Origin of the sequence: Pararhodobacter zhoushanensis (assembly GCF_025949695.1) — a bacterium.
Classification (GTDB): domain Bacteria; phylum Pseudomonadota; class Alphaproteobacteria; order Rhodobacterales; family Rhodobacteraceae; genus Pararhodobacter; species Pararhodobacter zhoushanensis_A.
On record NZ_JAPDFL010000001.1, the window covers coordinates 2,200,618 to 2,222,746 of the forward strand.

Annotated in this window: 19 protein-coding genes, 2 tRNA genes and 3 pseudogenes; 10 read left to right on the forward strand and 14 right to left on the reverse strand. The window is 63.7% G+C overall.

What is annotated here, in order from left to right; all coding sequences use genetic code 11:
• The first annotated feature begins 31 nt into the window (after positions 1 to 31).
• From ligA to OKW52_RS11105, 3 genes and pseudogenes are all read left to right on the forward strand, one after another.
• Positions 32 to 2,273 (forward strand): annotated as a pseudogene (gene ligA / locus OKW52_RS11095) (NAD-dependent DNA ligase LigA).
• Positions 2,270 to 4,357 (forward strand): ATP-dependent DNA helicase RecG, encoded by a 2,088-nt coding sequence (recG, locus tag OKW52_RS11100; protein ID WP_264505759.1) that lies wholly within the window; start codon positions 2,270 to 2,272, stop codon positions 4,355 to 4,357. Before ligA ends, recG begins: the two are co-directional and overlap by 4 nt.
• 79 nt (positions 4,358 to 4,436) lie before the next feature.
• A complete protein-coding gene (locus OKW52_RS11105) occupies positions 4,437 to 4,565 on the forward strand; it encodes a hypothetical protein (RefSeq protein WP_264505760.1) in 129 nt (42 codons plus the stop codon).
• Positions 4,566 to 4,693: 128 nt separating this feature from the next.
• Here OKW52_RS11105 and OKW52_RS11110 read toward each other — a convergent pair whose 3' ends face one another.
• Positions 4,694 to 5,134, reverse strand: a complete 441-nt coding sequence (locus OKW52_RS11110; RefSeq protein WP_264505761.1) for an iron-sulfur cluster assembly scaffold protein — start codon at positions 5,132 to 5,134, stop codon at positions 4,694 to 4,696.
• 33 nt (positions 5,135 to 5,167) lie between these two features.
• Here OKW52_RS11110 and hisI point away from each other — a divergent pair, with 33 nt between their 5' ends.
• Entirely contained in the window at positions 5,168 to 5,527 is a 360-nt protein-coding gene (hisI, locus tag OKW52_RS11115) for a phosphoribosyl-AMP cyclohydrolase (protein ID WP_264505762.1), read from the forward strand.
• Between the two features lie 93 nt (positions 5,528 to 5,620).
• Here hisI and gluQRS read toward each other — a convergent pair whose 3' ends face one another.
• The 5 genes and pseudogenes from gluQRS to gyrA form a co-directional block, all read right to left on the reverse strand.
• The gene (gluQRS, locus tag OKW52_RS11120; protein ID WP_264505763.1) at positions 5,621 to 6,475 is read right to left on the reverse strand and encodes a tRNA glutamyl-Q(34) synthetase GluQRS; all 855 of its coding nucleotides are present in this window, start codon (positions 6,473 to 6,475) and stop codon (positions 5,621 to 5,623) included.
• Positions 6,463 to 7,798: pseudogene (gene trmFO / locus OKW52_RS11125) on the reverse strand (methylenetetrahydrofolate--tRNA-(uracil(54)-C(5))-methyltransferase (FADH(2)-oxidizing) TrmFO). The gene gluQRS and the pseudogene trmFO overlap by 13 nt, the downstream one beginning before the upstream one ends.
• Positions 7,799 to 7,879: 81 nt before the next feature.
• Positions 7,880 to 8,272: a DoxX family protein gene (locus OKW52_RS11130; RefSeq protein WP_264505764.1), complete on the reverse strand. Its 393-nt coding sequence runs from the start codon at positions 8,270 to 8,272 to the stop codon at positions 7,880 to 7,882.
• 111 nt (positions 8,273 to 8,383) lie between these two features.
• Entirely contained in the window at positions 8,384 to 8,734 is a 351-nt protein-coding gene (locus tag OKW52_RS11135) for a DUF6614 family protein (protein WP_264505765.1), read from the reverse strand.
• A gap of 56 nt (positions 8,735 to 8,790) precedes the next feature.
• Positions 8,791 to 11,425: pseudogene (gyrA, locus tag OKW52_RS11145) on the reverse strand (DNA gyrase subunit A).
• A gap of 230 nt (positions 11,426 to 11,655) precedes the next feature.
• Between gyrA and OKW52_RS11150 the strand changes: the two are divergent.
• A complete protein-coding gene (locus OKW52_RS11150) occupies positions 11,656 to 12,246 on the forward strand; it encodes a rhodanese-like domain-containing protein (protein ID WP_264505768.1) in 591 nt (196 codons plus the stop codon).
• A gap of 81 nt (positions 12,247 to 12,327) precedes the next feature.
• The gene (locus OKW52_RS11155; protein ID WP_264505769.1) at positions 12,328 to 12,732 is read left to right on the forward strand and encodes a universal stress protein; all 405 of its coding nucleotides are present in this window, start codon (positions 12,328 to 12,330) and stop codon (positions 12,730 to 12,732) included.
• On the opposite strand, the gene OKW52_RS11160 is transcribed toward OKW52_RS11155, so the two are convergent.
• Complete coding sequence (locus OKW52_RS11160) at positions 12,729 to 13,220, reverse strand: YdcF family protein (protein WP_264505770.1); 492 nt, start codon at positions 13,218 to 13,220, stop codon at positions 12,729 to 12,731. The genes OKW52_RS11155 and OKW52_RS11160 overlap by 4 nt on opposite strands.
• A gap of 34 nt (positions 13,221 to 13,254) precedes the next feature.
• Positions 13,255 to 15,441: an excinuclease ABC subunit UvrB gene (gene uvrB, locus OKW52_RS11165; protein ID WP_406622244.1), complete on the reverse strand. Its 2,187-nt coding sequence runs from the start codon at positions 15,439 to 15,441 to the stop codon at positions 13,255 to 13,257.
• Between the two features lie 175 nt (positions 15,442 to 15,616).
• Between uvrB and OKW52_RS11170 the strand changes: the two genes are divergently transcribed.
• The gene (locus tag OKW52_RS11170) at positions 15,617 to 15,928 is read left to right on the forward strand and encodes an ETC complex I subunit (protein WP_127104187.1); all 312 of its coding nucleotides are present in this window, start codon (positions 15,617 to 15,619) and stop codon (positions 15,926 to 15,928) included.
• Positions 15,929 to 16,004: 76 nt separating this feature from the next.
• Here OKW52_RS11170 and OKW52_RS11175 read toward each other — a convergent pair whose 3' ends face one another.
• The 5 genes from OKW52_RS11175 to OKW52_RS11195 all read right to left on the reverse strand — a co-directional run bounded on the left by OKW52_RS11175 (position 16,005) and on the right by OKW52_RS11195 (position 20,224).
• A complete protein-coding gene (locus OKW52_RS11175) occupies positions 16,005 to 16,871 on the reverse strand; it encodes a universal stress protein (RefSeq protein WP_264505771.1) in 867 nt (288 codons plus the stop codon).
• A 10-nt stretch (positions 16,872 to 16,881) separates the two neighbouring features.
• Complete coding sequence (locus OKW52_RS11180; protein ID WP_264505772.1) at positions 16,882 to 18,372, reverse strand: SulP family inorganic anion transporter; 1,491 nt, start codon at positions 18,370 to 18,372, stop codon at positions 16,882 to 16,884.
• 169 nt (positions 18,373 to 18,541) lie between these two features.
• Positions 18,542 to 18,616, reverse strand: a tRNA-Gly gene (locus OKW52_RS11185).
• Between the two features lie 49 nt (positions 18,617 to 18,665).
• Positions 18,666 to 19,301: a winged helix-turn-helix transcriptional regulator gene (locus tag OKW52_RS11190; RefSeq protein ID WP_264505773.1), complete on the reverse strand. Its 636-nt coding sequence runs from the start codon at positions 19,299 to 19,301 to the stop codon at positions 18,666 to 18,668.
• Positions 19,302 to 19,579: 278 nt separating this feature from the next.
• Positions 19,580 to 20,224, reverse strand: coding sequence for a TetR/AcrR family transcriptional regulator (locus tag OKW52_RS11195; RefSeq protein ID WP_264505774.1), 645 nt, complete (start codon positions 20,222 to 20,224; stop codon positions 19,580 to 19,582).
• A 106-nt stretch (positions 20,225 to 20,330) separates the two neighbouring features.
• Here OKW52_RS11195 and OKW52_RS11200 point away from each other — a divergent pair, with 106 nt between their 5' ends.
• A complete protein-coding gene (locus OKW52_RS11200; RefSeq protein ID WP_264505775.1) occupies positions 20,331 to 20,939 on the forward strand; it encodes a DUF2306 domain-containing protein in 609 nt (202 codons plus the stop codon).
• A 49-nt stretch (positions 20,940 to 20,988) separates the two neighbouring features.
• Here OKW52_RS11200 and OKW52_RS11205 read toward each other — a convergent pair.
• Positions 20,989 to 21,063 (reverse strand) — tRNA-Gly (locus OKW52_RS11205).
• Between the two features lie 243 nt (positions 21,064 to 21,306).
• Here OKW52_RS11205 and OKW52_RS11210 point away from each other — a divergent pair.
• Both OKW52_RS11210 and OKW52_RS11215 read left to right on the forward strand, forming a co-directional pair.
• Positions 21,307 to 21,831, forward strand: coding sequence for a PhnA domain-containing protein (locus OKW52_RS11210; RefSeq protein ID WP_264505776.1), 525 nt, complete (start codon positions 21,307 to 21,309; stop codon positions 21,829 to 21,831).
• 84 nt (positions 21,832 to 21,915) lie between these two features.
• On the forward strand, positions 21,916 to 22,110 hold the full coding sequence (locus OKW52_RS11215; protein WP_127104181.1) for a CsbD family protein: 195 nt from the start codon (positions 21,916 to 21,918) through the stop codon (positions 22,108 to 22,110).
• Positions 22,111 to 22,129: the final 19 nt, after the last annotated feature.

The following is a 22,129-nucleotide window of genomic DNA, read 5'->3' on the forward strand; positions in this document are numbered from 1 at the left end:
CTATCACAGGGAGACCAGACAGGAGGGGGCCATGCCGCAAGAGCGTCCAGTTGAGGATCTGACCGAGGCGGACGCCAAGGCCGAACTTGACCGCCTGGCCAACGCCATAGCGGGGGCGGATCGGGCGTATCACCAGAACGATGCGCCAGAAATTACCGACGCCGAGTATGACGCCCTCAAGCGCCGAAACAGGGCGATCGAGGCCCGCTTTCCAGCGTTGAAGCGCAATGACAGTCCGTCCGATACCGTCGGGGCCGCCCCGGCGGAAGGCTTTGGCAAGATCAGGCATGAAATCCGCATGTTGTCCTTGGGTAACGCCTTTGACGACTCCGATATCACCGATTTCGATGCCCGTATTCGCCGGTATCTCGGCCTGTCCGGCGACGCGCCGCTGACCTATACTGCAGAGCCAAAGATCGACGGTCTGTCCCTGTCGTTGCGCTACGAGGCCGGCGTGTTGGTTTACGCAGCGACCCGTGGCGACGGCGAGACGGGTGAGGATGTGACCGCTAACGCCCGAACCATCGCGCAAATTCCCCAACAACTGACCGGAGCGCCCGACGTGCTCGAGGTGCGCGGCGAAGTCTACATGACCCACGCCGCATTCGCTGACCTCAACGCAAACGGCCCCAGAACCTTTGCCAATCCACGCAATGCGGCTGCCGGATCGCTTCGCCAGCTCGATGCCGAAATCACCCGCGCCCGTCCGCTAAGCTTTTTTGCCTATGCCTGGGGTGCTGTGTCCGAAGCTCTGGCCGCAACGCAGTTCGACGCCCTTGAACGCCTCGCGTCGCTGGGTTTCAGCGTCAATCCCCTGACCCGGCTCTGCCAAAGCCCGGCCGATCTGCTGGCGCACTACCGTCGAATTGAAAGTGATCGGCCTGATTTGGGCTATGACATCGACGGCGTCGTCTACAAGGTTAACGACCTTGCCTTGCAAGCGCGTCTTGGGTTCCGCGCGACCACGCCGCGCTGGGCCATCGCCCACAAGTTTGCCGCCGAAACCGCCTGGACCCGTCTCGAAGCGATCGACATCCAGGTCGGGCGCACCGGTGCGCTCAGCCCCGTCGCGCGCCTTGCGCCCGTCAATGTTGGCGGCGTTCTGGTGTCTAATGCCACGCTGCACAATGAAGACTACATCGCCGGGCGCGATCTCGCAGGGCGAACCGATCCGCGGCGGTCGCGATATTCGCGTCGGTGACTGGGTGCAGGTGTATCGCGCAGGCGACGTCATTCCCAAGATCGCCGATGTCGATCTTACGCGCCGGCCAGTCGATTCAACACCTTATGTGTTCGAGACGACATGCCCGCAATGCGGCTCAGCTGCCGTCCGCGAACCGGGAGATTCCACGCATCGCTGCACGGGTGGGCTGATTTGCCCCGCGCAAGCCGTTGAAAAATTGAAGCATTTCGTTAGTCGCAACGCGTTTGATATCGACGGACTGGGTGCCAAACAGATCGAGATGTTCTTTGCCGATGACGTGCTGTCGATACGGGAACCTGCGGAGATTTTCACGCTTGCCCGCCGGGATAGCAGCAATCTCGGCAAGCTGAAAAACCGCGACGGGTTCGGTGAACGCTCGGCAACCAAGCTTTTCGCCGCAATCGAAGAGCGTCGCCGTATTCCGCTGGCCCGTTTGCTCTTTGGTCTTGGTATTCGCCATCTGGGCGAGGTTGCCGCTGCCGATCTGGCCCGGCATTTCGGCAGTTGGGATGCGCTGATTGCCACGGTCGACCGTGCCTCACCGGCTGCCGTGCGCGCGGTCGCGGCGGATAGCGCCGAACTGGCTGAACGCGCACGTGCTGCTGATGAAGGGCGACGCGCCGAGCTGAAGAAAACGCGCGACGCGATCTGGGATGACCCGCCTTTGCCCGACGGGGCCCGCAATGCCTGGGATGACCTCATCGGGATTGAAGGGGTGGGCTCGGTCTTGGCCGTGTCACTTGTGACCACACTCAGCCAACCCGGCGAACGTCGATCAATCGACCGCCTGATCGCAGAGTTAACCGAAATTCAACCTCCGCAAGCCCGTGCGACCCAAAGCCCGGTCGCCGGCAAGACCGTTGTCTTTACCGGCACGCTCACCCGCATGACGCGGGCCGAGGCCAAGGCCCGGGCGGAGGCGTTCGGGGCCAAGGTTGCCGGCTCGGTGTCGGCAAAGACAGATATCCTGGTCGCAGGCGAAGGCGCCGGGTCCAAAGCCGCCAAGGCCGAGGCACTGGGAGTTACCGTTATCGATGAGGACGCCTGGCTTGCGCTGATCGGCGGATGACCGGACGGCCGGAAAACCTGTTTCCGCTTTTCGGCGATCTGGAAGGGCTTGACGGGATAGGTCCAAAAACAGCGCGCCTTTTCAAAGGGCTGTCAGTTGAGACGCCGCGCGACCTGTTGTTCGTTTTGCCGCATTCCGGCATTGATCGTCGCTTGCGCAACAGCGTGCGTGACGTTGAGCCGCCTGAGGTTGCCACCGTCGAGGTCGAGATCGGCAATCATCTTCCGCCACGCCAGCGGGGACGACCCTACCGGATCATCGTGCAGGACGCGCTGCAAGAGTTCCAGCTGGTCTACTTCCACGGCAAGGGCGACTATCTGCAAAACCTGCTGCCGACGGGGCAGCGCAGGATCCTTTCGGGCCGGGTCGAGACATTTGATGGCGTCTATCAAATGTCTCATCCTGACCATGTGTTGCGCCTTGATGAGGCTGACGCGCTTCCCGACTGGGAGCCGGTCTATCCCCTGACCGCCGGCGTTACGCAGCGGCTGATGTCCAAGGCGATGGCGAGCGCATTGGCGCGGGTTCCGGCGCTGTCGGAATGGATAGATCCCGCTCTGAAGGCGCGGATGGGATGGCAAGACTGGCGCAATGCGCTGCAGGCCGCGCATGCACCCGGGTCCGGGGCTGACCTCGCCCCCAGCGCCGCGCCGCGGCAACGGTTGGCCTATGATGAGCTCTTTGCGCACCAGTTGACGCTGGCCATTGCGCGCGCAACGCGCCGCCGCGCAGACGGTGCGGTGACCCAAGGGGATGGTCATCTGGTTAACCGTGTCATGGCATCGCTGCCCTATGAGCCGACGTCCGCGCAGCGCCGTGCGATTGCCGAGATCACGGCGGACATGGCAACCCCTCAGCGCATGAACCGTTTGCTGCAAGGCGATGTCGGCGCGGGCAAGACGCTGGTTGCCATGGCTGCCTTGCTCACGGCGGTCGAGGCTGGCGGGCAAGGAGCCTTGATGGCGCCGACCGAAATTCTGGCGCGGCAGCATGTCGAGGCGCTTGCCCCCCTTGCCGCTGCGGCTGGCGTGCGGGTCGACCTGCTGACGGGCCGCGACAAGGGGCGTGAGCGGGCGCGCAAACTGGGCGCCTTGGCTGGCGGCCAGATCGATGTTCTGATCGGCACGCACGCGCTCTTCCAGCGGGATGTTACCTTTCATGACCTGCGACTGGCCGTGATCGACGAACAGCATCGTTTCGGTGTCGCGCAACGGATGGCGTTGGGGGAGAAGGGCGCAGCGGTCGATATTCTGGTGATGACGGCAACACCGATCCCTCGTTCGCTCGCGCTGGCGCAATATGGCGATATGGATCTCTCGCTGTTGGATGAAAAACCGCCGGGACGGCTGCCCATTGTGACCTCGCTGGCATCGACTGAACGGCTGGCTGAAGTGGTTGGCCACCTGCGTCGGGCCGTGTCTGAGGGCAAGCAGGCCTATTGGGTCTGTCCTTTGGTCGAAGAGAGTGAATCCGTTAATCTGACCGCCGCGCAAGCGCGGTTCGAGCAATTGCGCGCGCAGCTTGGCGAGACCGTAGGGTTGATCCACGGCCAGCTCCCGCCTGCTGAGAAGGACGCGGCGATGGCGCGCTTTGTCGCGGGCGAGTCGCGGGTTCTGGTCGCGGCGACGGTGATCGAGGTCGGCGTAAATGTGCCCGCCGCGACAATCATGGTGATTGAGCGGGCGGAGAGCTTCGGCCTTGCCCAGTTGCACCAGTTGCGCGGGCGTGTCGGGCGCGGGTCGGGGGCATCGACCTGCCTGTTGCTCTACGATCCGCCGCTCGGTGAGACGGCGGCGCGGCGCCTGAAACTGATGCGTGACACCGAAGACGGCTTCAAGATCAGCGATGAAGATCTTGCGATTCGGGGGGCCGGTGACGTGATTGGTACAGCGCAATCGGGGCTGCCACGGTTCCGTATGGCCGATCTCGAACGCCAGGCGCCTTTGATGCAGATCGCGCAGACGGATGCGCGCAAACTCTTGCATGACGACCCGACATTGCAATCGCCCCGCGGCAAAGCGGCGCGCGTTCTGCTGTGGCTGATGGAACAGGAAAAGGCGATTCGGTTGATGCAAGTCGGGTGATCCCTTTTTGTTCACATTTAGTTCTTGCTTTTATCGCGCAAAAGTGAGAACAAAGCGTTAACAGAACAGGAGATACGCCATGCGCCGCATCCTTCGCCAGCTCCATGACCCGCGTGATGAACGGGTTGCCATGCTCACCGACGCGGTGGGGGCCATCGCGCTGTTCGTCTTGCTGACCGCTGCGCTCTATATGCCGCTGATTGCCTGAGTTCTTGCCACTGCCTTGCGGTCTGGAGCAGTGCCACCTGTCCCGGCACTCTGACCCAACCAGACACGCCACTTGCCGCCGCACAGTTGTGCGGCGGTTTTTTTTACGTTTTCTTAAGGCGACTCAGATCAGGATGAGGCTTGGCGGGCAGCTTCGGCGGTGGCTTGCACCGCCAACAGGATAGAGGCATGGCGATTTTTGAAGTCGCGCGCGGGCAACAGGGTCTCGTATCCATCAAACGGCGCCTTTGGAACGGGGCCGTCGGACTTGAGCATTGCTTCGAGGTCGCACGCGGCGGTCTCCAACTCTTCTGCGCTGCGGCCGATCACCGCGGCGCCCAACACGGCGGCCGAGGCCTGACCAAGGGCACAGGCCTTGACCTCTTGCGCGAAGCGCGAGACGCGCCCGTCGGTCACATCCAGGTCGACGGTTACTGTCGATCCGCAAAGCGGCGAGCGCTTTTTGACGCTGGCGTGCGGTGCTTCAAGCCGGCCCAGATGCGGGATATCGGCAGCAAGCGCGAGAATTCGCGTCGAATACAGCTTGATCAGATCGGAGGTTTCGGACACTTCAAGGCTCCTCTTCGCGAAAGGATATAAGCCATGGCCTTCGATCCGCAATCCCTGCACTACGACGATAAGGGCCTCCTTCCCGTCGTCGCCCAAGACCATGCCTCGGGCGAGGTTCTCATGGTGGCCTGGATGAATGCCGAGGCGGTTGCGCGCACAGTGTCGACGCGGAAGGTGACCTATTGGTCGCGGTCCCGGCAGGCATTTTGGGTCAAAGGTGAAAGTTCTGGTCACGTGCAGCGGCTGGTCGATTTCCGGGTGGATTGCGACCGCGACTGCCTGCTTGTGTTGGTTGAGCAGACCGGGCCTGCGTGCCACACCAACCGGCGGACATGTTTTTACACAGCCGTGCGCGACGACGATGAAATCGAATTGATGCAGCCTGAGGCCTGACACGGGCAAGGTCTGGCGGCAAATGGGCTGCCAGAACCGTGTTTGCACAGGGTGAAGCGGTTCGCGGATGGTGCAGGTCGCGCTTTCCGCGGCCTAACCCCGCCGCGCCAGTCCGACGAGGGCGCGGATGTCGTCCGGTGTTGCGCCCTCGGCGCGATAAAGTCCAAGCGCCCGCGAGTCGTCGCGCTTGGCCAGCCGTTTTCCAGCGGCGTCGCGGATCAGGCGATGGTGATGGTAGGCGGGCGTTGGCAGGTCCAGAAGGCGCTGCAACACGACGTGAAGGGCCGTCGCATCGAAAAGGTCGTCGCCACGCGTCACCAAGGTGACACCCTGCGCCGCATCATCGACGGTGACGGCCAGGTGATAGGATGTGCCGATGTCGCGGCGCGCGAGGACAATGTCGCCAACTTCAGCGATCAGCGCCTCAGGATCAAAGCGATGCGGCCCTGTGTGGAGTGGCCCCAACTCGTCGAACGCGAGGTCGCGGAGCCGCGCGATGGCCCGTGCCATGTTCAGACGGATCGCTGCATCGGGGGCGTGACGATCAGCGTCGCGGCATGTGCCCGGGTATACCGGGCCATCCGGACCGACAAAAGGCACGCCTTCCTGCGGGGCAGACAAGGCAGCGCGGATATCCCCGCGCGTACAGGTGCAGCGATAGGTGACGCCGAGGGACTCGAGCCGCGCGAGGGCGGCCGCATAGGCAGCGCCGCGCCGGGACTGATGCAGGACGGGTTGCGGCCACTCGATCCCAAGCCAGTGGAGATCATCATAAATAGCCTGCTCAAAACCCGCTTTGCACCGCGCGGTGTCGATGTCTTCAATCCTGAGCAGACAGTGCCCGCCATCGGCGCGGGCCCTGTCAAACGCCGTCAAAGCGGAAAAGGCATGGCCCAGATGCAGCGGCCCGGTGGGCGACGGTGCAAAGCGGGTGATCAGCCCAGCCACGCCGTGAAGGCCTCTTTCGCGCGGTCGGTATAGGCCTTGTAGCGGTCTTTGCGACCCCGGCGGCCGCCGCGGATGTCGTCAATCGGCGTGAACAGACCGAAATTCACGTTCATCGGCTGGAAGGTCTTCGCCTCGGCATCGCCGGTGATATGCGCGATCAACGCCCCCATCGCCGTAACACGGGGCGGAGCGGCCAGTGTCCGGCCCTGAATTTCAGCCGCCGCAAGGCGACCGGCGACCAACCCCATCGAGGCCGATTCGACATAGCCCTCAACCCCGGTGATCTGCCCGGCGAAGCGCAGATTGGGCCGCGAGCGCAGACGCATCTGGTCGTCCAGCAGGGTGGGCGAATTGATGAAGGTGTTGCGGTGAATGCCACCCAGCCGGGCAAAGCTGGCGTCTTGCAGACCGGGGATCATGCGGAACACCTCTGTTTGCGCGCCGTACTTCATCTTGGTCTGGAAGCCGACAATATTATACAGCGTTCCCAAAGCGTTATCGCGCCGCAGTTGAACCACGGCATAGGGCTTGTTCAGCGGGTCGTGCGAATTGGTCAGTCCAACAGGCTTCATCGGGCCATGGCGCAGGGTCTCGCGGCCGCGTTCGGCCATGACCTCGATCGGCAGGCAGCCGTCGAAATAGCCGGCCGTCTCGCCCTCATGGAACTCGGTTTTATCGGCAGCGAGCAGGGCGTCGATGAAGGCCTCGTATTGCGGCTTGGTCATCGGGCAGTTGAGATAGGCTTTCTGTTCTTCCTCGGTCTCGCCCTTGTCATAGCGCGATTGCAGCCAGGCGATGTCCAGATCAATGCTCTCGTAATGCACGATCGGTGCGATGGCGTCGAAAAAGGCCAGCGCTTCGGCGCCGGTTTCGACGCGAGATCGCTTGCGCCAGCGCGTCCGAGGTCAGCGGGCCGGTGGCAAAGATCCAGTGGCCCGATTCCGGCAAGGCATTGATTTCGCCCGCATGCGGGGTGATCAGCGGGTGCGCCAGCAACCGTTCGGTCACCGCTTGCGCAAAGGCTTCACGGTCAACGGCCAGTGCGCCACCGGCGGGCAGGGCGTGTTGGTCGGCCATCTCCATGATCAGGCCACCCGCAGCGCGCATTTCCCAGTGCAACAGGCCGACGGCGTTCTGCTCGTCATCGTCCGAGCGGAACGAGTTCGAGCAGACCATCTCGGCGAAGTTGCCGGTCTGGTGGGCGAAGGTGCCCACATGGGGGCGCATTTCATGCAAAACGACGGGCACGCCCGCTTGCGCGGCCTGCCAGGCGGCTTCGGATCCGGCCATTCCGCCGCCGACGATGTGGAGTGCTTCGGTCATGGTGCTGACATAGCCGCGAGGCCGGGCAAAGAAAAGGGGCGGCCCCAAGGGCCGCCCCGATTGTCCGTGTGACAGGTCGGCTCAGACGGTCGCGGATTTGCGGCCCAGCATCGCGTCGACCGACCAGGCACCGGGGCCGGTGACCCAGAGCAGCAGGAAACCGCCAGCCAGACCCAGGTTTTTCATGAAGCTGGTCATCTGCATCTGATCGGCCGGGTCGAAGTGGAACATCGCACCGGACACCACACAGAATGCCCCCAGCGCCAGCGCAGCAGGGCGGGTGAAGAAGCCAACCAGAATGGCCAGACCGCCCAGAACTTCCAGCGCGATCACCGGCCAGATCAGGAAGCCGGGAACGCCGCCGGATTGCATGTAGGCGGCCATGCCTTCAGCATTGGGGATCTTGCCGAAGCCAGCGACGATGAACAGAACCGACAGCAGAATGCGGGCAACGAGGAGGGGCAGGGCGGGCATGGGGGCAAACCTTTCAGGGGTGCGAGTTGATCTGCCCCCTTCATAGACTGCGTCCCGGGTTTCGCGCTATTCGGCGCAACCCAACAGATGTTCTGCGCTGGCGCACAGAAGTCAGATCAGTGCCATCCGCTCCACCCGTTCAGGATCGGGGAAGGGGCGGTAGAGGCCAAATTCAGCCCGCGCGATGAACTGGTGCATCTTGTCATAGCGTTGCCAGGCGTCATCGTCGCCACGGCCCAGAAAGCGAAAGGCCGCGTCCAGCTGGGCGAGATCCTCAACCTCGATCTCCAGCAGGAAATCAGCCCCGCCTTCCCCGGCGAGGTTCAGTTTGCGCCGTAACAGACGCCAGTTCATGATCCGCCCGGCATCGCGCAACTGGTTCATCCAGGCTTCAAGCGCGTGGGCGAACGCCAGCGCGCGCGCGTCGGATTTCAGATCAATCATGCAGTGATAAACGTTCATGGCCGGACCCCTCTCAGGTGCCCGGCCATGCTAGACGCAAGAGGCTGAAGAAAGCGTTACGCTTCGGCCTCGTCCTCGCTCTGTTCGACCACGCGGGCTACCGAGACGACCTCTTCCCCCGGAGCTGTCTTGAACACCCGCACGCCACCGGCGCTGCGCGAGCGGAAGCTGATCTGACCCACCGGCGTGCGAATCGACTGTCCGGTCGACGTTGCCAGCATGATCTGATCGGTCGGATCGACCGGGAAGCTGGCGATCAGCGACCCGCCGCGCATCGCCTTGTCCATCGCCATGACACCCTGGCCCCCGCGACCGCGCACCGGATAATCGTGGCTGGAGGACAGTTTACCCGCGCCGCCACTGGTGACGGTCAGGATCAGATCCTCGAGCGCCGACATTTCGGCATAGCGTTCGGTGCTCAGTTGCCCGGCCTCGACCGCCTCTTCGTCTTCGGCTTCGGCCTCATCGGGCGCGCCGGCCATCAGGCGGCGTTGCTTGAGATAGGCGGCGCGTTCCTCGGCGCTGGCGTCGAAATGGCGGATGACCGACATCGACACGACCTTGTCGCCCTCCGCCAGCCGGATACCGCGTACCCCGGTCGAGATCGCGGCCCTTGAAGACGCGCACGTCGATGGTCGGGAAGCGGATCGCGCGGCCCAAAGCCGTGACCAGCATCACATCGTCCTGCTCGTCGGCGATGCGGGCATTCACCAGCAGCACACCCTCGGGCAGCTTCATCGCGATCTTGCCGTTGCGCATGACATTGGTGAAGTCGCTCAAGGCGTTACGCCGCACATCGCCCGCACTGGTGGCAAAGACGATCTGCAGGTTCTGCCAGTCTTCCTCGGCCGCATCGACGGGCATGATCGCCGCAATCGACACGCCCACCGGGATTGGCAGAATGTTGACGATCGCCTTGCCGCGCGCGTTGCGCCCGGACAGGGGCAGACGCCAGCACTTCAGCTTGTAGACCATGCCGTCCGTGGTGAAGAACAACAGATGCGTGTGCGTGTTGGCCACGAACAGCGTGGTGACCAGATCGTCCTCTTTGGTCGACATGGACGACAGACCCTTGCCGCCGCGATTCTGCGCGCGGAATTCGGCCAGCGGCGTACGCTTGATATAGCCGCCCGAGGTGACGGTCACGACCATGTCCTCGCGCTCGATCAGGTCTTCGTCGTCCAGATCGCCCGCCCAGTCGATGATCTCGGTCCGACGCGGCACGGCGAACAGCGTGCGCACCTCGTCGAGTTCCTCAACGATGATCGCCATGATCCGCGCGCGTGAGCGCAGAATATCGAGGTAATCCTTGATCTTGCCGGCCAGTTCTTCCAGCTCGTCGGTGACTTCCTTGACCCCGATGGCCGTCAGGCGCTGCAGGCGCAGCTCAAGGATGGCACGGGCCTGCACTTCGGACAGGTTATAGGTTCCGTCTTCGTTCATCGTGTGGCTGGGATCGTCGATCAGGCGGATGTAGTCGGCGATGTCATGCGCAGGCCAGCGCCGCGTCATCAGCTTTTCGCGCGCATCCGCCGGGTCGGCCGAGCCGCGAATGGTCGCGACCACCTCATCGACATTGGACACCGCCACGGCCAGACCGCACAGGATATGGCTGCGCTCGCGCGCCTTGTTCAGCTCGAACGCGGTGCGCCGGGTGACGATTTCTTCCCGGAAGCCGACGAAATGATGCAGGAAATCGCGCAGGGTCAGCTGCTCGGGGCGGCCACCGTTCAGCGCCAGCATGTTGCAGCCAAAGGTCGTCTGCATCGGCGTGAAGCGGAACAACTGGTTCAGCACCACATCCGCTGTCGCGTCGCGCTTCAGCTCAACCACCACGCGCACACCGATCCGGTCGGATTCGTCGGCAACGTGGCTGATGCCTTCAATGCGCTTGTCGCGCACGGCTTCGGCAATCTTTTCAACCATTTGCGCCTTGTTCACCTGATAGGGAACCTCGTCGATGACGATGGCGAAACGGTCTTTGCGGATCTCTTCGATATGCGTCTTGGCCCGGATCAGCACCGAGCCGCGCCCCTCGATATAGGCCTTGCGCGCCCCCGCCCGGCCCATGATCAGCGCCCCGGTCGGAAAATCCGGGGCCGGGATGTATTGCATCAGCTCTTCGCTGGTCAGGTCGGGGTTTTCGATCAGCGCCTTGGTTGCGTCGATCACTTCGCCCAGATTGTGCGGCGGGATGTTGGTCGCCATGCCGACGGCGATACCGCCCGCGCCATTGACCAGCATGTTGGGGAAACGCGCGGGCAGAACCGTCGGCTCGCGGTCCTTGCCGTCATAGTTGTCTTGAAAATCGACCGTGTCCTTGTCGATATCGGCCAGCAGGTAGTTCGCCGTCTTGTCCATGCGCACTTCGGTATAGCGCATGGCCGCGGCCTTATCGCCGTCCATCGAGCCAAAGTTGCCCTGACCGTCCAACAAGGGCAGCGACATCGAAAACGGCTGCGCCATGCGCACCAGCGCATCATAGATCGCGCTGTCGCCGTGGGGGTGGTATTTCCCCATCGTATCACCGACCGGACGCGCCGACTTGCGATAGGATTTGTCGAAGGTGTTGTTGGTCTCGTGCATCGCGAACAGGATGCGCCGGTGGACCGGCTTCAGCCCGTCGCGCAGATCGGGGATCGCGCGGCTGACGATCACGCTCATCGCGTAATCCAGATAGGCCGTGCGCATTTCCTGCACGATCGAGACGCCCGGGGATACGGGTTTCAGGTCGGTCTCTTCGGGGGTTGCGTGTCGTCGCTCAAAGCCTGCCTCGCGCGCGAATTTACTCAAGATCTTGTTGTCGTTCTTATAGCCGAACCCTACCCGCAGGCGCAATGCCGCCGGGCGCGCTTGCCCCGCTGACCGGCGACAAACCTGCGCTCACCTGCTATATTATCCCCCCAACCGGAGGAGTTCCCATGACCCGTGCCCTGATCTGCGCCGCCATCCTTGGCCTTGCCACCCCTGCGCTGGCCGAACCCGTCAATATCACGCCCGATATGGCCTCGGTCACGGTGCAGACCGATGCCGGACCCGCCGAGATCGCCCGCGTTCAGGACAATGACAATATGGTTAACGGCGAATGGGCCCGCACGTCGCGCCCCTGTCCGAATTTCTGCATCCAGCCAATGAACCCGGCTGAAGGCGTCACCACCGTCGGCGAGCTTGAAGTCATTGCTGCGTTGCAAGACCCTGACGTCGTGGTGATCGACAGCCGCGTGCGCGCCGATTATCTGGGCGGCACCATCCCCGGCGCGGTTCACATCCCCTATACCGAGATGACCGACCGGCTCGATGAAGTCGGCTGCGAGGTCGATTTCGACGGTTTCCAGTGCGAGGACCCGTCACAAGTGCTGCTCTTCTGCAACGGCCCGTGGTGCGGTCAGTCCCCCACCGCCATCCGCCGCATGATCGAGGCCGGCTTTCCCGCCGATCACATTCACTATTACCGTGGCGGTATGCAGGTCTGGCGGATGCTCGGCCTTTCCGTGCTGGTTCCCGCCAGCTGATCTTGGGCCTGCGGGCGTCGCGCCCTACATTAAGGGTAAGCGGCGCCCGCTGTCGGGCGCCCCTTTGCCGGAGAGAGCCTCATGTACGCCAAAATCCTGATCCCCGTCGCTTATGAACCCGGCTATGACATCGGCCGCGAACTGCAGGTCGCCCGCGCGCTGGCCAAGCCGCATGGCGCGCAGGTCGTTTTGGCGCATGTGATGGAAAAGACGCCGTTTTATGCCATCGACTACATGCCGCAAGGCTGGCGCGAGGAGCTGCACGATGCCATCCTCGCCGATCTGGCGCAGCACGCGGCCACGGTGCCCGGCGGGTCTGTCGCCGTGCTTGAGGGCGAGCCGGGGCGCACCCTGCTTGACCATGCGCAGGCCGAGGGCGTCGATTGCATCATCCTCGCCGCCCACCGCTCGGAACCCGCGCTGATCGGCTCCACGGCAACGTGGATCGCGCGGAACGCGACCTGCGCGGTGCATCTGATTCGTTAACGCAGCCGCAGAAGCGTGGCGCAGAGCGCCAGCGCTTCGCGGGGGATGTGACGCAGGCGCTGCCGTGGCCCGATCTGGTGCCACGGCGGTGCCGCGGTGGTGATCCGCAGCCCGAGCTGCCGCGCAATCAACCGCGCGCGGGGCAGGTGATAGGGATCGCTGACCACAATGACGTCCGGCATCCCGAGCGCCCGCAGGATCTGCTGCGCATTCGCGAGATTTTCGCGCGTGCTGGTCGATTGATCCTCCAGCAGTACCGCTGTTTCGGGCACGCCGGCCTCAAGGCAGAGCCGCGCAATCACCGCCGCCTCGCTCGGCCCCTGCCGCCCAACACCGCCGCAGCCCACAATCGCCGCGACCCGCCCGGCGTGGTACAGCCCAACCGCGCAGTCAACCCGTCTGCGCAGGGTGGGTGACGGCTCGCCTCCCGCCCAAACCGCCGCGCCCAGAACAACCGCAACGCGGCTCACCGAAGGGTGCGCAGTCATTGCGCACCGTCACCGCATCGACCGCGCGCATCCCTCACCGCTTGCGCTTTCCCGGCTTCCCAAACGACCCGGCCTTGCCGCCCGTCGAGCGCCCGCGCTGCTTGACCGCCCCTTCGACCGCCTCGTCCACCGCCGATTGGCGCGCCAGCGGGTCGTCGGCGATGGCCAGTTCCACCGCTTCCAGCCGCTTGACCTCATCACGCAGCCGCGCCGCTTCCTCGAACTCCAGATTCTCGGCCGCCTTGCGCATCGCGGTGCGCAGCGCGTCCAGATGCGCGGCCAGATTGGCACCGACCATCGGTTTGTCGATCTTGGCGGTGACCCGCGATTGATCGGTATCGCCTTGCCAGAGCCCGGCCAGCACGTCGTCGACGTTCTTCTTCACGGTCTGCGGCGTGATGCCATGTTCGGTGTTATAGGCCATCTGCTTGGCGCGGCGGCGGTTGGTTTCGTCCATCGCGCGCTGCATCGACCCGGTGACCCGGTCGGCATACATGATCACCCGCCCGTCGACGTTGCGCGCGGCGCGGCCAATCGTCTGAATGAGCGAGGTTTCCGAGCGCAGGAAACCCTCTTTATCCGCATCCAGAATCGCCACCAGCCCGCATTCGGGAATATCCAACCCCTCGCGCAACAGGTTGATGCCGACCAGCACGTCAAAGGTGCCAAGCCGCAAATCGCGCAGGATTTCAATACGTTCGATGGTGTCGATGTCCGAGTGCATATAGCGCACGCGGATGCCCTGTTCGTGCAGGTATTCCGTCAGATCCTCGGCCATGCGCTTGGTCAGGGTCGTCGCCAGCACACGCATGCCCGCCGCCGCCACCCGGCGCACCTCATCCAGCAGATCGTCGACCTGCATCGACACCGGCCGGATCTCGATCACCGGATCCAGCAGGCCGGTGGGGCGGATGACCTGCTCGGCAAAGACGCCGCCGGCCTGTTCCATCTCCCAGTTCGACGGGGTCGCTGACACGAACACCGACTGCGGGCGCATCGCATCCCATTCCTCGAACTTGAGCGGCCGGTTGTCCATGCAGCTGGGCAGGCGGAACCCGTGTTCCGCCAGCACCGATTTGCGCCGAAAGTCACCCTTATACATGCCACCGATCTGCGGCACGCTGACGTGGGATTCATCGGCGAAAACGATGGCGTTGTCGGGGATGAATTCGAACAGCGTGGGCGGCGGCTCGCCGGGGGCGCGGCCGGTCAGATAGCGCGAGTAGTTTTCGATCCCGTTGCAGACGCCGGTTGCCTCCAGCATCTCAAGGTCGAAGTTGGTCCGTTGCTCAAGCCGCTGCGCTTCCAGCAGTTTGCCGCTCTCGTTCATGTGTTTGAGCGTCTGGAACAGCTCGGCCTTGATGCCCTTGATGGCCTGCTGCATCGTCGGGCGCGGGGTGACGTAGTGGCTGTTGGCGTAGATGCGGATCTTGTCGAAGCTGTCGGTCTTTTTTCCGGTCAGCGGATCGAATTCGGTGATACCCTCCAGCTCTTCGCCAAAGAACGACAGCCGCCACGCGCGGTCATCAAGGTGGGCTGGCCATACCTCGATCACATCGCCGCGCACCCGGAACGCCCCGCGCGAAAAGGCCGCGTCGTTGCGGCGGTATTGCTGCGAGACCAGCTCGGAAATCACCACGCGCGGATCATAGAGGTCGCCCACCACCAGATCCTGCGACATGGCCGAGTACGTCTCGACCGAGCCGATACCGTAGATACAACTGACCGAGGCGACGATGATCACATCGTCGCGTTCCAACAGCGCCCGGGTCGCCGAGTGGCGCATCCGGTCGATGGCTTCGTTGATCTGGCTCTCCTTCTCGATATAGGTGTCGGTGCGCGCGACATAGGCCTCGGGTTGGTAGTAATCGTAATAGCTTACGAAATACTCAACGGCGTTGTCGGGGAAGAAGCCCTTGAATTCCCCATACAATTGCGCAGCCAGCGTCTTGTTCGGGGCCAGAATGATCGCCGGGCGCTGGGTTTCTTCGATGATTTTAGCCATCGTGAAGGTCTTGCCGGTGCCCGTGGCGCCCAGCAGCACCTGATTCTGCTCGCCGTCGCGCACGCCGCGCGACAGCTCGGCGATGGCGGTGGGCTGGTCGCCAGCCGGTTCAAACGGGGTCGACAGCACGAATCGCTTGCCGCCCTCCAGCTTTTCGCGCTTGGGCACGGCGGCGAAGGGCATGTCGTTCAGCACGTCGGGGCGGTTGTTGTGCATCGGGCTCTCCGAACGGACTCGATAGGGGGTTGGTCCCTACAATTGTGCCTATTTTGTTCTTCTGCAAGGGCAGGGGCATGATAGGATGGCGGCAAGGGGTCAACAAAGGGGGAATCCCCTTGTCACAGCGGGTCGAATTTCGGATAAAGCCCCAGCACTTCACGGAGACCAGCCCATGCGCGCCCGCATCTATCGCCCCTCTCGCAATGCCATGCAATCGGGCATGGCCCGGACCAAAGCCTGGGTGCTGGACTTCGCCGCGAGCGAAGCGCGCGTGAAAGATCCGCTGATGGGATGGACCGGGTCCAGCGATACGCAAAGCCAGGTCAAACTGCGCTTTGCCACGCAGGCTGAGGCTGAGGCCTACGCCAAGGCGCAGGGCATCGACTATGTCGTGCAGCAACCCAAGGAACGCGCCGCGAATATCCGCAACGGCGGTTACGGCGAGAATTTCGCGACCAACCGCAAACAGGTCTGGACGCACTGAGACTGGTTATACTGAGACTGGCCGCACAAGGCCCTCAGAACCGAAAACCCGCGCCAAAAGCGCGGGTTTTGTCGTTTCAGCGCATCAGCACCACCGGCACCTTGCACGAGCGCACCATTTCCGTGGTGGTCGAGCCGATGATCAGGCTGCGGATGCGCGAATGGCCATAGGCCCCCATCACCAGCATGCCAAACCCGGCTTCATCGACATAGCCGCCCAGCGCCTTGTCCGGCTGACCGGGCAGAACCCGCGTATCGGCCATGATCCCGGCCGAGCGCAGCATCGCCTTGGCGTCGCTCAACCCCTTCGTGACCTCAGCGGTTTCGCTGCCGACCGTCACCACTTCGACGCGCAACCCCTTGAAAAGCGGCGAGCGGGCGATGTGATCGACCGCCTTCATCGCCGACGCGCCGCCATCATAGGCCACCAGCACCTTGTCGATCGGCCGGAACGCCCGCGAGGCGACCATGACCGGCTTGTGCGAAGCGCGCACGATGCGCTCCATGTTCGAGCCCAGATGCCCCTTGGCGAAATCCGCCGCCTCGCCGCGCTTGCCGATGACGATGACGCGGGCCTGTGCCTCGACCTCGCTCACCGCCTCGACCAGATCGCCGTGGCGCAGGCGGGTGGTGATCTCGACCGCGCCCTGCGCGGCGACCAACGCGCGCGCATCGTCCAGGATCTCGCGCCCGCGATGGCTGATCAGCTTGGCGCGCTGCTCGTCCAGCGCGGCCAGTTCGGCCAGCAGCGACGACCGCGCACCCAGTCGGATCGAGCCGGACAGATCCTGCGTCGCCGGTGCCTCGCGCCGTCCCAGCACATGCAGCAACTCGACCGGCGCGCCGGTGCGCCCGGCGATCCAGGCCGCGTGTTCGCAGACCGAGGCGGCGTAGACCGAGCCGTCGACCAGCGCGATGATCTTGTCCATCGGTGCTTCGCTCATCACATCCTCCTCAATGCGCGCCCAGCGCGTCCATCGCGCCGGGCTTGTCTTGCAGGGACAGCGTGTCCATCAGCGTCTCGGACGCCGCGTTCATGCCGACAATCTCGACCTCGGCCCCGTCGCGGCGGAACTTGAGCACCGCCATGTCCAAGGCCTGAACGCTGGAAATATCCCAGATATGCGCAAGGCTGACGTCGATGGTCACCCGGTCCAGCGCTTCCTTGAAGTCAAAGGCGTTCATCAGATCTTCAACCGAACCATAGAACAATTGCCCCTCGACCACATAGGTCCGGCTGCGCCCGTCGCTGCTGGCGGTCGAGGTGACGCGGAACAGCTGCGCGATCTTGCCGGCAAAGAAGATGCCCGACAGCAGCACGCCGACCAGCACGCCGATGGCAAGGTTATGCGTCCAGACCACCACCACGACCGTCGCCAGCATGACCAGCGAGGACGAGCGCGGATGGGTGCGCAGCGATCGGATCGACGACCATGAGAACGTCCCGACCGAGACCATGATCATGATCGCCACCAGCGCAGGCATCGGGATCTTGGCAACCAGATCGCCCAGGAACACCACCAGAATCAGCAACACCACCCCCGCCGTGGCCGAGGACAACCGCCCCCGCCCGCCGGATTTCACGTTGATCATCGACTGCCCGATCATGGCGCAGCCTGCCATGCCGCCAATGAACCCGGTCGCGGTATTGGCCAGACCCTGACCGATGCACTCCTGATCGCGGCTGGTTTTGGTGTCGGTCAGCTCGTCCACAAGGTTCTGCGTCATCAGGCTTTCGAGCAGCCCAACCACGGCCACGGCCAGCGAATAGGGCAGGATGATCAGCAGCGTGTCCAGCGTCAGCGGGATCTGCGGCAGGGCAAAGACCGGCAATGTATCGGGCAACGCGCCCATATCGCCGACGCTGCGCACGTCCCAGCCGAAATAGACAGTGAGCGAGGTGATCACCACAATCGTCACCAGCGGCGAGGGGATCGCCTTGGTCAGCAGTGGAAACAGATAGATGATCGCCAGCGAGGCCGCGACCAGCACATAGGTCAGCCAGGTGACCGAGGCCGGGTTCAACTCAGGCAACTGCGCCATGAAGATCAGGATCGCCAGCGCGTTCACAAAGCCGGTCATCACCGATTTGGACACATAGCGCATCACAAAGCCCAGCTTGAGCAGCCCCATGGCGATCTGCAGCAGACCGGCCAGCACCGTCGCGGCCAGCAGGTATTCCAGCCCGTAATCGCGCACCAGCCCGACCATCAGCACCGCCGTGGCAGCGGTCGCCGCCGAGATCATGCCGGGCCGCCCGCCGGTGATTGCGGTGATCAGCGCGATGGAGAAGCTGGCATAAAGCCCGACCTTGGGGTCTACGCCCGCGATCAGCGAAAAAGCGATGGCTTCGGGGATCAGTGCCAAAGCCACGACAAGGCCGGACAACAGATCCTGCCGCGAGTTGCCGAACCATTGCGCGCGGTAAGCGTCGAGCGAGATCATGCACGTCTCCTTTAGGGGCGCTGGCCAGACAGGCGCAGCCTTGCGGGAATGGCAACCCGCGCAGGCGGGGCAGCAGAGATGGGCGAGCGTCACGGCCCGCAGTTTGGGCGGGCTTCAGGCCTTCGCCAAACAAAAAGGCCGGACCAAAGCATGGTCCGGCCTTTTCGTATGGAGCGGGCGAAGAGATTCGAACTCTCGACCCTAACCTTGGCAAGGTTATGCTCTACCCCTGAGCTACGCCCGCTCGATGGCCGCGAATTAGCACCGGGCGCGGCCGGGCGCAAGCGCTTCTGTCACGCTTTTAGCGTGAAACGATCAATGAGTGCCTGACCCACCGCCAGATCGCCCGACGCCTGGATACGGCCATCGGCAACCATGGTTTCCAGCGGCTTGCGGCCATAGATCACCGCCGACATCTCGTTGCCGGTGCCCTTGAGGATGATATCCCCCTCAGCGGCACCGACGCTGGCGGTCAGCCCGTGCGGTCCCGCCTCGGCGACAAAGCTTTCATCGCCCATCACGAATCCGGCGTGCAGCCGTTTGGGCGCAGGGATGTAGAAGGTGAAGAGCGAAAACATCAGCGCCGTCGGGCTGATGAACTTGCGCGGGTCATAGCCCGGCTGGCGCATGCCCCACCGGCACAGCGCGTCCAGAATGCCGCGCGTGCCGTCGCCTGCCGCGGTCAGCGCATAGATGTGGCCCAGTGATGGCGGGGGCAGGTCGCGGCGTTCGAGCAAGCCACCAGCTTCCAGACCCTCCAGCCGCTGGGTCAGCACATTGGTGGCAATTCCCGGCAGTCCCGACTTGATGGTGCTGAAGCGCTTTGGCCCCAGCATCAGCTCGCGCAGGACCAGAATCGCCCAGCGGTCACCGATAAGATCCAGCGCGTGGGCGGCAAGGCAGCCCTCATTGTAGGATTTGCGCGCCATTGGGGTCTCCTGTCTTGCACTCGTACGGGGCCGCGGTTGCTCATCACAAAGTCACGCCCGGACCAATGGGCGCTTGGTAGCGAGGGCGAAGGGCGAGTGGCCTGGCGCGCACCCGTGCTGATCAGACTTGACCGGGCCTGATCGGCGAAATCTGGCAGATTCTTCGACTCACCAGACGGTTGAAGCACGACAAAAGCGCTCAGGGAAGCATTAGTTCACATGTGCATGTCCAGCAACAAATCACGGCTAAGGCGGTTTGTCGCGCCGCCGGCGCGGGGTTACCGCGGCACCTGTCGCGGTGGCAGAGGGCTGGTCGCCTGTGTCGCGGTGTCCGGCGCGTGCTGATCGCCGTCACGCGGCACGATCCGGGCCAGCATCGCCTCGAACGGCAGCGCGCCGTCGTTGACCCTGCGCGTCGGGTCATTGAACCCCAGCGTCGCGTAACCATGCACGGACGACCAAACCAGCCCCTCAAGCACGGGATCGGGCACGCCCCCCGAAAACGGCAGACAGCCGATGCGCAGCGTGCCGTAAGCCCGGTCCGATTCGCGCAGCAGATCGGGGTCGGTCGTATCCAGATCGGGGCAGCCGAACATGATGTGAAACAGGCCCGAGCGGCTTTTGGCAAAGTCCAGATACCCGTCGCTGATCGCCAGCAGGCGGGCGAAAGGGCGGTCCGGGGCCTCGGCCAGCCGGGACAGCATCGCGTCGGCAAAAATCGCGAAGGCGCGCGCGGCAATGGCGGTGCGCAGCCCGGACAACCCCTTGAAATGATGCGCCGGGGCGGCGTGTGACACGCCCGCGCGCGCAGCGGCGCGCCGCAGGGTCAGGCCGTCAGGGCCGTCTTCGATCAACAGGGCGAGCCCTGCCTCGATCAAGCGGTCACGCAGGGTGTCGGGGGAAGGCGCGGCATCGTTGGTCATCCTCTCCCTATGCGCTGCGTGGTTTACACTGTCAAGTTTCCGCCTTGACAGTGTAAAGCTGATCCCTATTCTGACCGCATCTTTACACTGTCAACCTGAGGTTCCCATGCTCCTGTCACTCCCTCGCTGGTATTCGTGGTTCTTCTGGATCGGCGCGCTGTCCGTCGGTCTGATATCGCTGCGGACCCTGGTTCTGCCGCTTGACGTGGTGATGCCCGCCATGGCGCATTACCTCGCTGATGTGCCGCTGGGCCTGCAGGCGCATATCATCGCGGCACCCCTTGCGCTGATCCTTGCGCCCTTCCAGCTGTGGCGCAGCCTGCGCGCGCGCCGACCGGTGCTGCACCGCTGGACCGGGCGCGCCTATGGGCTGGCCGTGCTGGTCGCGGCCATCGGCTCGCTTGTCATGGTGCCGCATTTCACCGGCTCGACCTTTGCCGCGCTGGGATTCGTCGCGCTGGCGGTGCTGTGGATCGGCTTCACCGCGCTGGGCATCGCCAAGGCCCGCGCCGGAGACCTGAGCGCCCACCGCCGCTGGATACTGCGCTCGGTCGCGCTGACCTTCGCCGCCGTCACGCTGCGGCTGATCATGGCGCCGCTGATGGCGATGGGCTGGGAATTGAACGATACGTATCTGATCACCGCCTGGGGCAGCTGGCTGATCAATCTGGCGGTGCTGGAAGTCTGGCAGGCCCGTCGCCTGCAGCCCGCCTGAGCGCGGCAAAAACAAAAACGGCGACCGAAAGGTCGCCGTTTTTGTTTACTGGAGCGGGCGAGGCGATTCGAACGCCCGACCCTAACCTTGGCAAGGTTATGCTCTACCCCTGAGCTACGCCCGCTCTCTGTGAGGGGTGATTTAGGGGAAGCGCGAACGGGCTGCAAGAGGGAAAAAGCACGCACGCATCGCTTTTTCTGTCGCCGCCAGATCGACGCCACTGGCGGTTCAGTTTTCAAGGCGTTGACAGAAAGCGACATGCTTTCCGCGCCTTACACCAGATCAGCAAAACCACCGCCCAGACCGCGCTTGCCACGGGCCGGGCAGGGGCCTATGGCCGAAGCAACCCCAACCGACAGGACCCCCGATGATCAACGCCGCCCTGAGTGCCCGCGCCAACAATGAATGTGAATTTTGCGGCGCGAGCGGCGATCTTGCTGCGCTGTCCTTTGCCCCCGGCGGCGATGTCCTGCTCTGCCCGGTCTGTCGCGGCGACGCCGATCCTGACAGCCCGGCGCATTGGCAGTGCCTGCAAGGGGCAGCGTGGTCGACCGAGCCGGACGTGCAGTTCGCCGTCTATCGCACGCTTGCCAGCCTTGACGAAAGCTGGGCGACCGAGTTGCGCGACACCATGACCCTGTCGGACGAAGCGCAGGCCTGGGCCGATGCACCCCTGGCGATCGAGCACCGCGATGCCAATGGCGTTCTGCTTGAGCGGGGCGATACGGTCGTCTTGCTCAAGGATCTGCCGGTCAAGGGCTCAAGCATGATCGCCAAACGCGGCACCGCTGTGCGCAGCATCGCGCTGGTGCATGACAACGCAGGCCAGATCGAGGGCAAGGTTGACGGCCAACGCATCGTGATCCTGACAGAGTTCGTGAAAAAACGCTGATCGCGGAACCGGAATCGCTGTGGTGAGTTTTCCTTGCAAGCCGCGAGAACAATTCTTGCGACACCTGACGATAAGGAGAATGCCATGAACAGCGACCAAGTCGAAGGCAAGTGGAAGCAGCTCAAAGGTGAGGCCAAAGTCCAGTGGGGCAAGCTGACCGACGACGATCTCGACGTCGTGGCAGGCCACAAGGACAAGCTGGCCGGCAAGATCCAGGAACGCTACGGCAAGTCCAAGGAAGAAGCCGAAGCCGAGGTTGATCGCTTCTGGGCCAAGTGACCCACTGAGCCGATACAGA

What these genes read in the sequence shown, in the direction of transcription:
- recG (WP_264505759.1), top strand. Translation starts at nt 2,270, where the DNA reads ATGACCGGACGGCCGGAAAACCTGTTTCCGCTTTTCGGCGATCTGGAA.
- OKW52_RS11105 (WP_264505760.1), top strand. Translation starts at nt 4,437, where the DNA reads ATGCGCCGCATCCTTCGCCAGCTCCATGACCCGCGTGATGAACGGGTT.
- hisI (WP_264505762.1), top strand. Translation starts at nt 5,168, where the DNA reads ATGGCCTTCGATCCGCAATCCCTGCACTACGACGATAAGGGCCTCCTT.
- OKW52_RS11130 (WP_264505764.1), bottom strand. Translation starts at nt 8,272, where the DNA reads ATGCCCGCCCTGCCCCTCCTCGTTGCCCGCATTCTGCTGTCGGTTCTG.
- OKW52_RS11135 (WP_264505765.1), bottom strand. Translation starts at nt 8,734, where the DNA reads ATGAACGTTTATCACTGCATGATTGATCTGAAATCCGACGCGCGCGCG.
- OKW52_RS11150 (WP_264505768.1), top strand. Translation starts at nt 11,656, where the DNA reads ATGACCCGTGCCCTGATCTGCGCCGCCATCCTTGGCCTTGCCACCCCT.
- OKW52_RS11155 (WP_264505769.1), top strand. Translation starts at nt 12,328, where the DNA reads ATGTACGCCAAAATCCTGATCCCCGTCGCTTATGAACCCGGCTATGAC.
- OKW52_RS11160 (WP_264505770.1), bottom strand. Translation starts at nt 13,220, where the DNA reads ATGACTGCGCACCCTTCGGTGAGCCGCGTTGCGGTTGTTCTGGGCGCG.
- uvrB (WP_406622244.1), bottom strand. Translation starts at nt 15,441, where the DNA reads ATGCACAACAACCGCCCCGACGTGCTGAACGACATGCCCTTCGCCGCC.
- OKW52_RS11170 (WP_127104187.1), top strand. Translation starts at nt 15,617, where the DNA reads ATGCGCGCCCGCATCTATCGCCCCTCTCGCAATGCCATGCAATCGGGC.
- OKW52_RS11175 (WP_264505771.1), bottom strand. Translation starts at nt 16,871, where the DNA reads ATGAGCGAAGCACCGATGGACAAGATCATCGCGCTGGTCGACGGCTCG.
- OKW52_RS11180 (WP_264505772.1), bottom strand. Translation starts at nt 18,372, where the DNA reads ATGATCTCGCTCGACGCTTACCGCGCGCAATGGTTCGGCAACTCGCGG.
- OKW52_RS11190 (WP_264505773.1), bottom strand. Translation starts at nt 19,301, where the DNA reads ATGGCGCGCAAATCCTACAATGAGGGCTGCCTTGCCGCCCACGCGCTG.
- OKW52_RS11195 (WP_264505774.1), bottom strand. Translation starts at nt 20,224, where the DNA reads ATGACCAACGATGCCGCGCCTTCCCCCGACACCCTGCGTGACCGCTTG.
- OKW52_RS11200 (WP_264505775.1), top strand. Translation starts at nt 20,331, where the DNA reads ATGCTCCTGTCACTCCCTCGCTGGTATTCGTGGTTCTTCTGGATCGGC.
- OKW52_RS11210 (WP_264505776.1), top strand. Translation starts at nt 21,307, where the DNA reads ATGATCAACGCCGCCCTGAGTGCCCGCGCCAACAATGAATGTGAATTT.
- OKW52_RS11215 (WP_127104181.1), top strand. Translation starts at nt 21,916, where the DNA reads ATGAACAGCGACCAAGTCGAAGGCAAGTGGAAGCAGCTCAAAGGTGAG.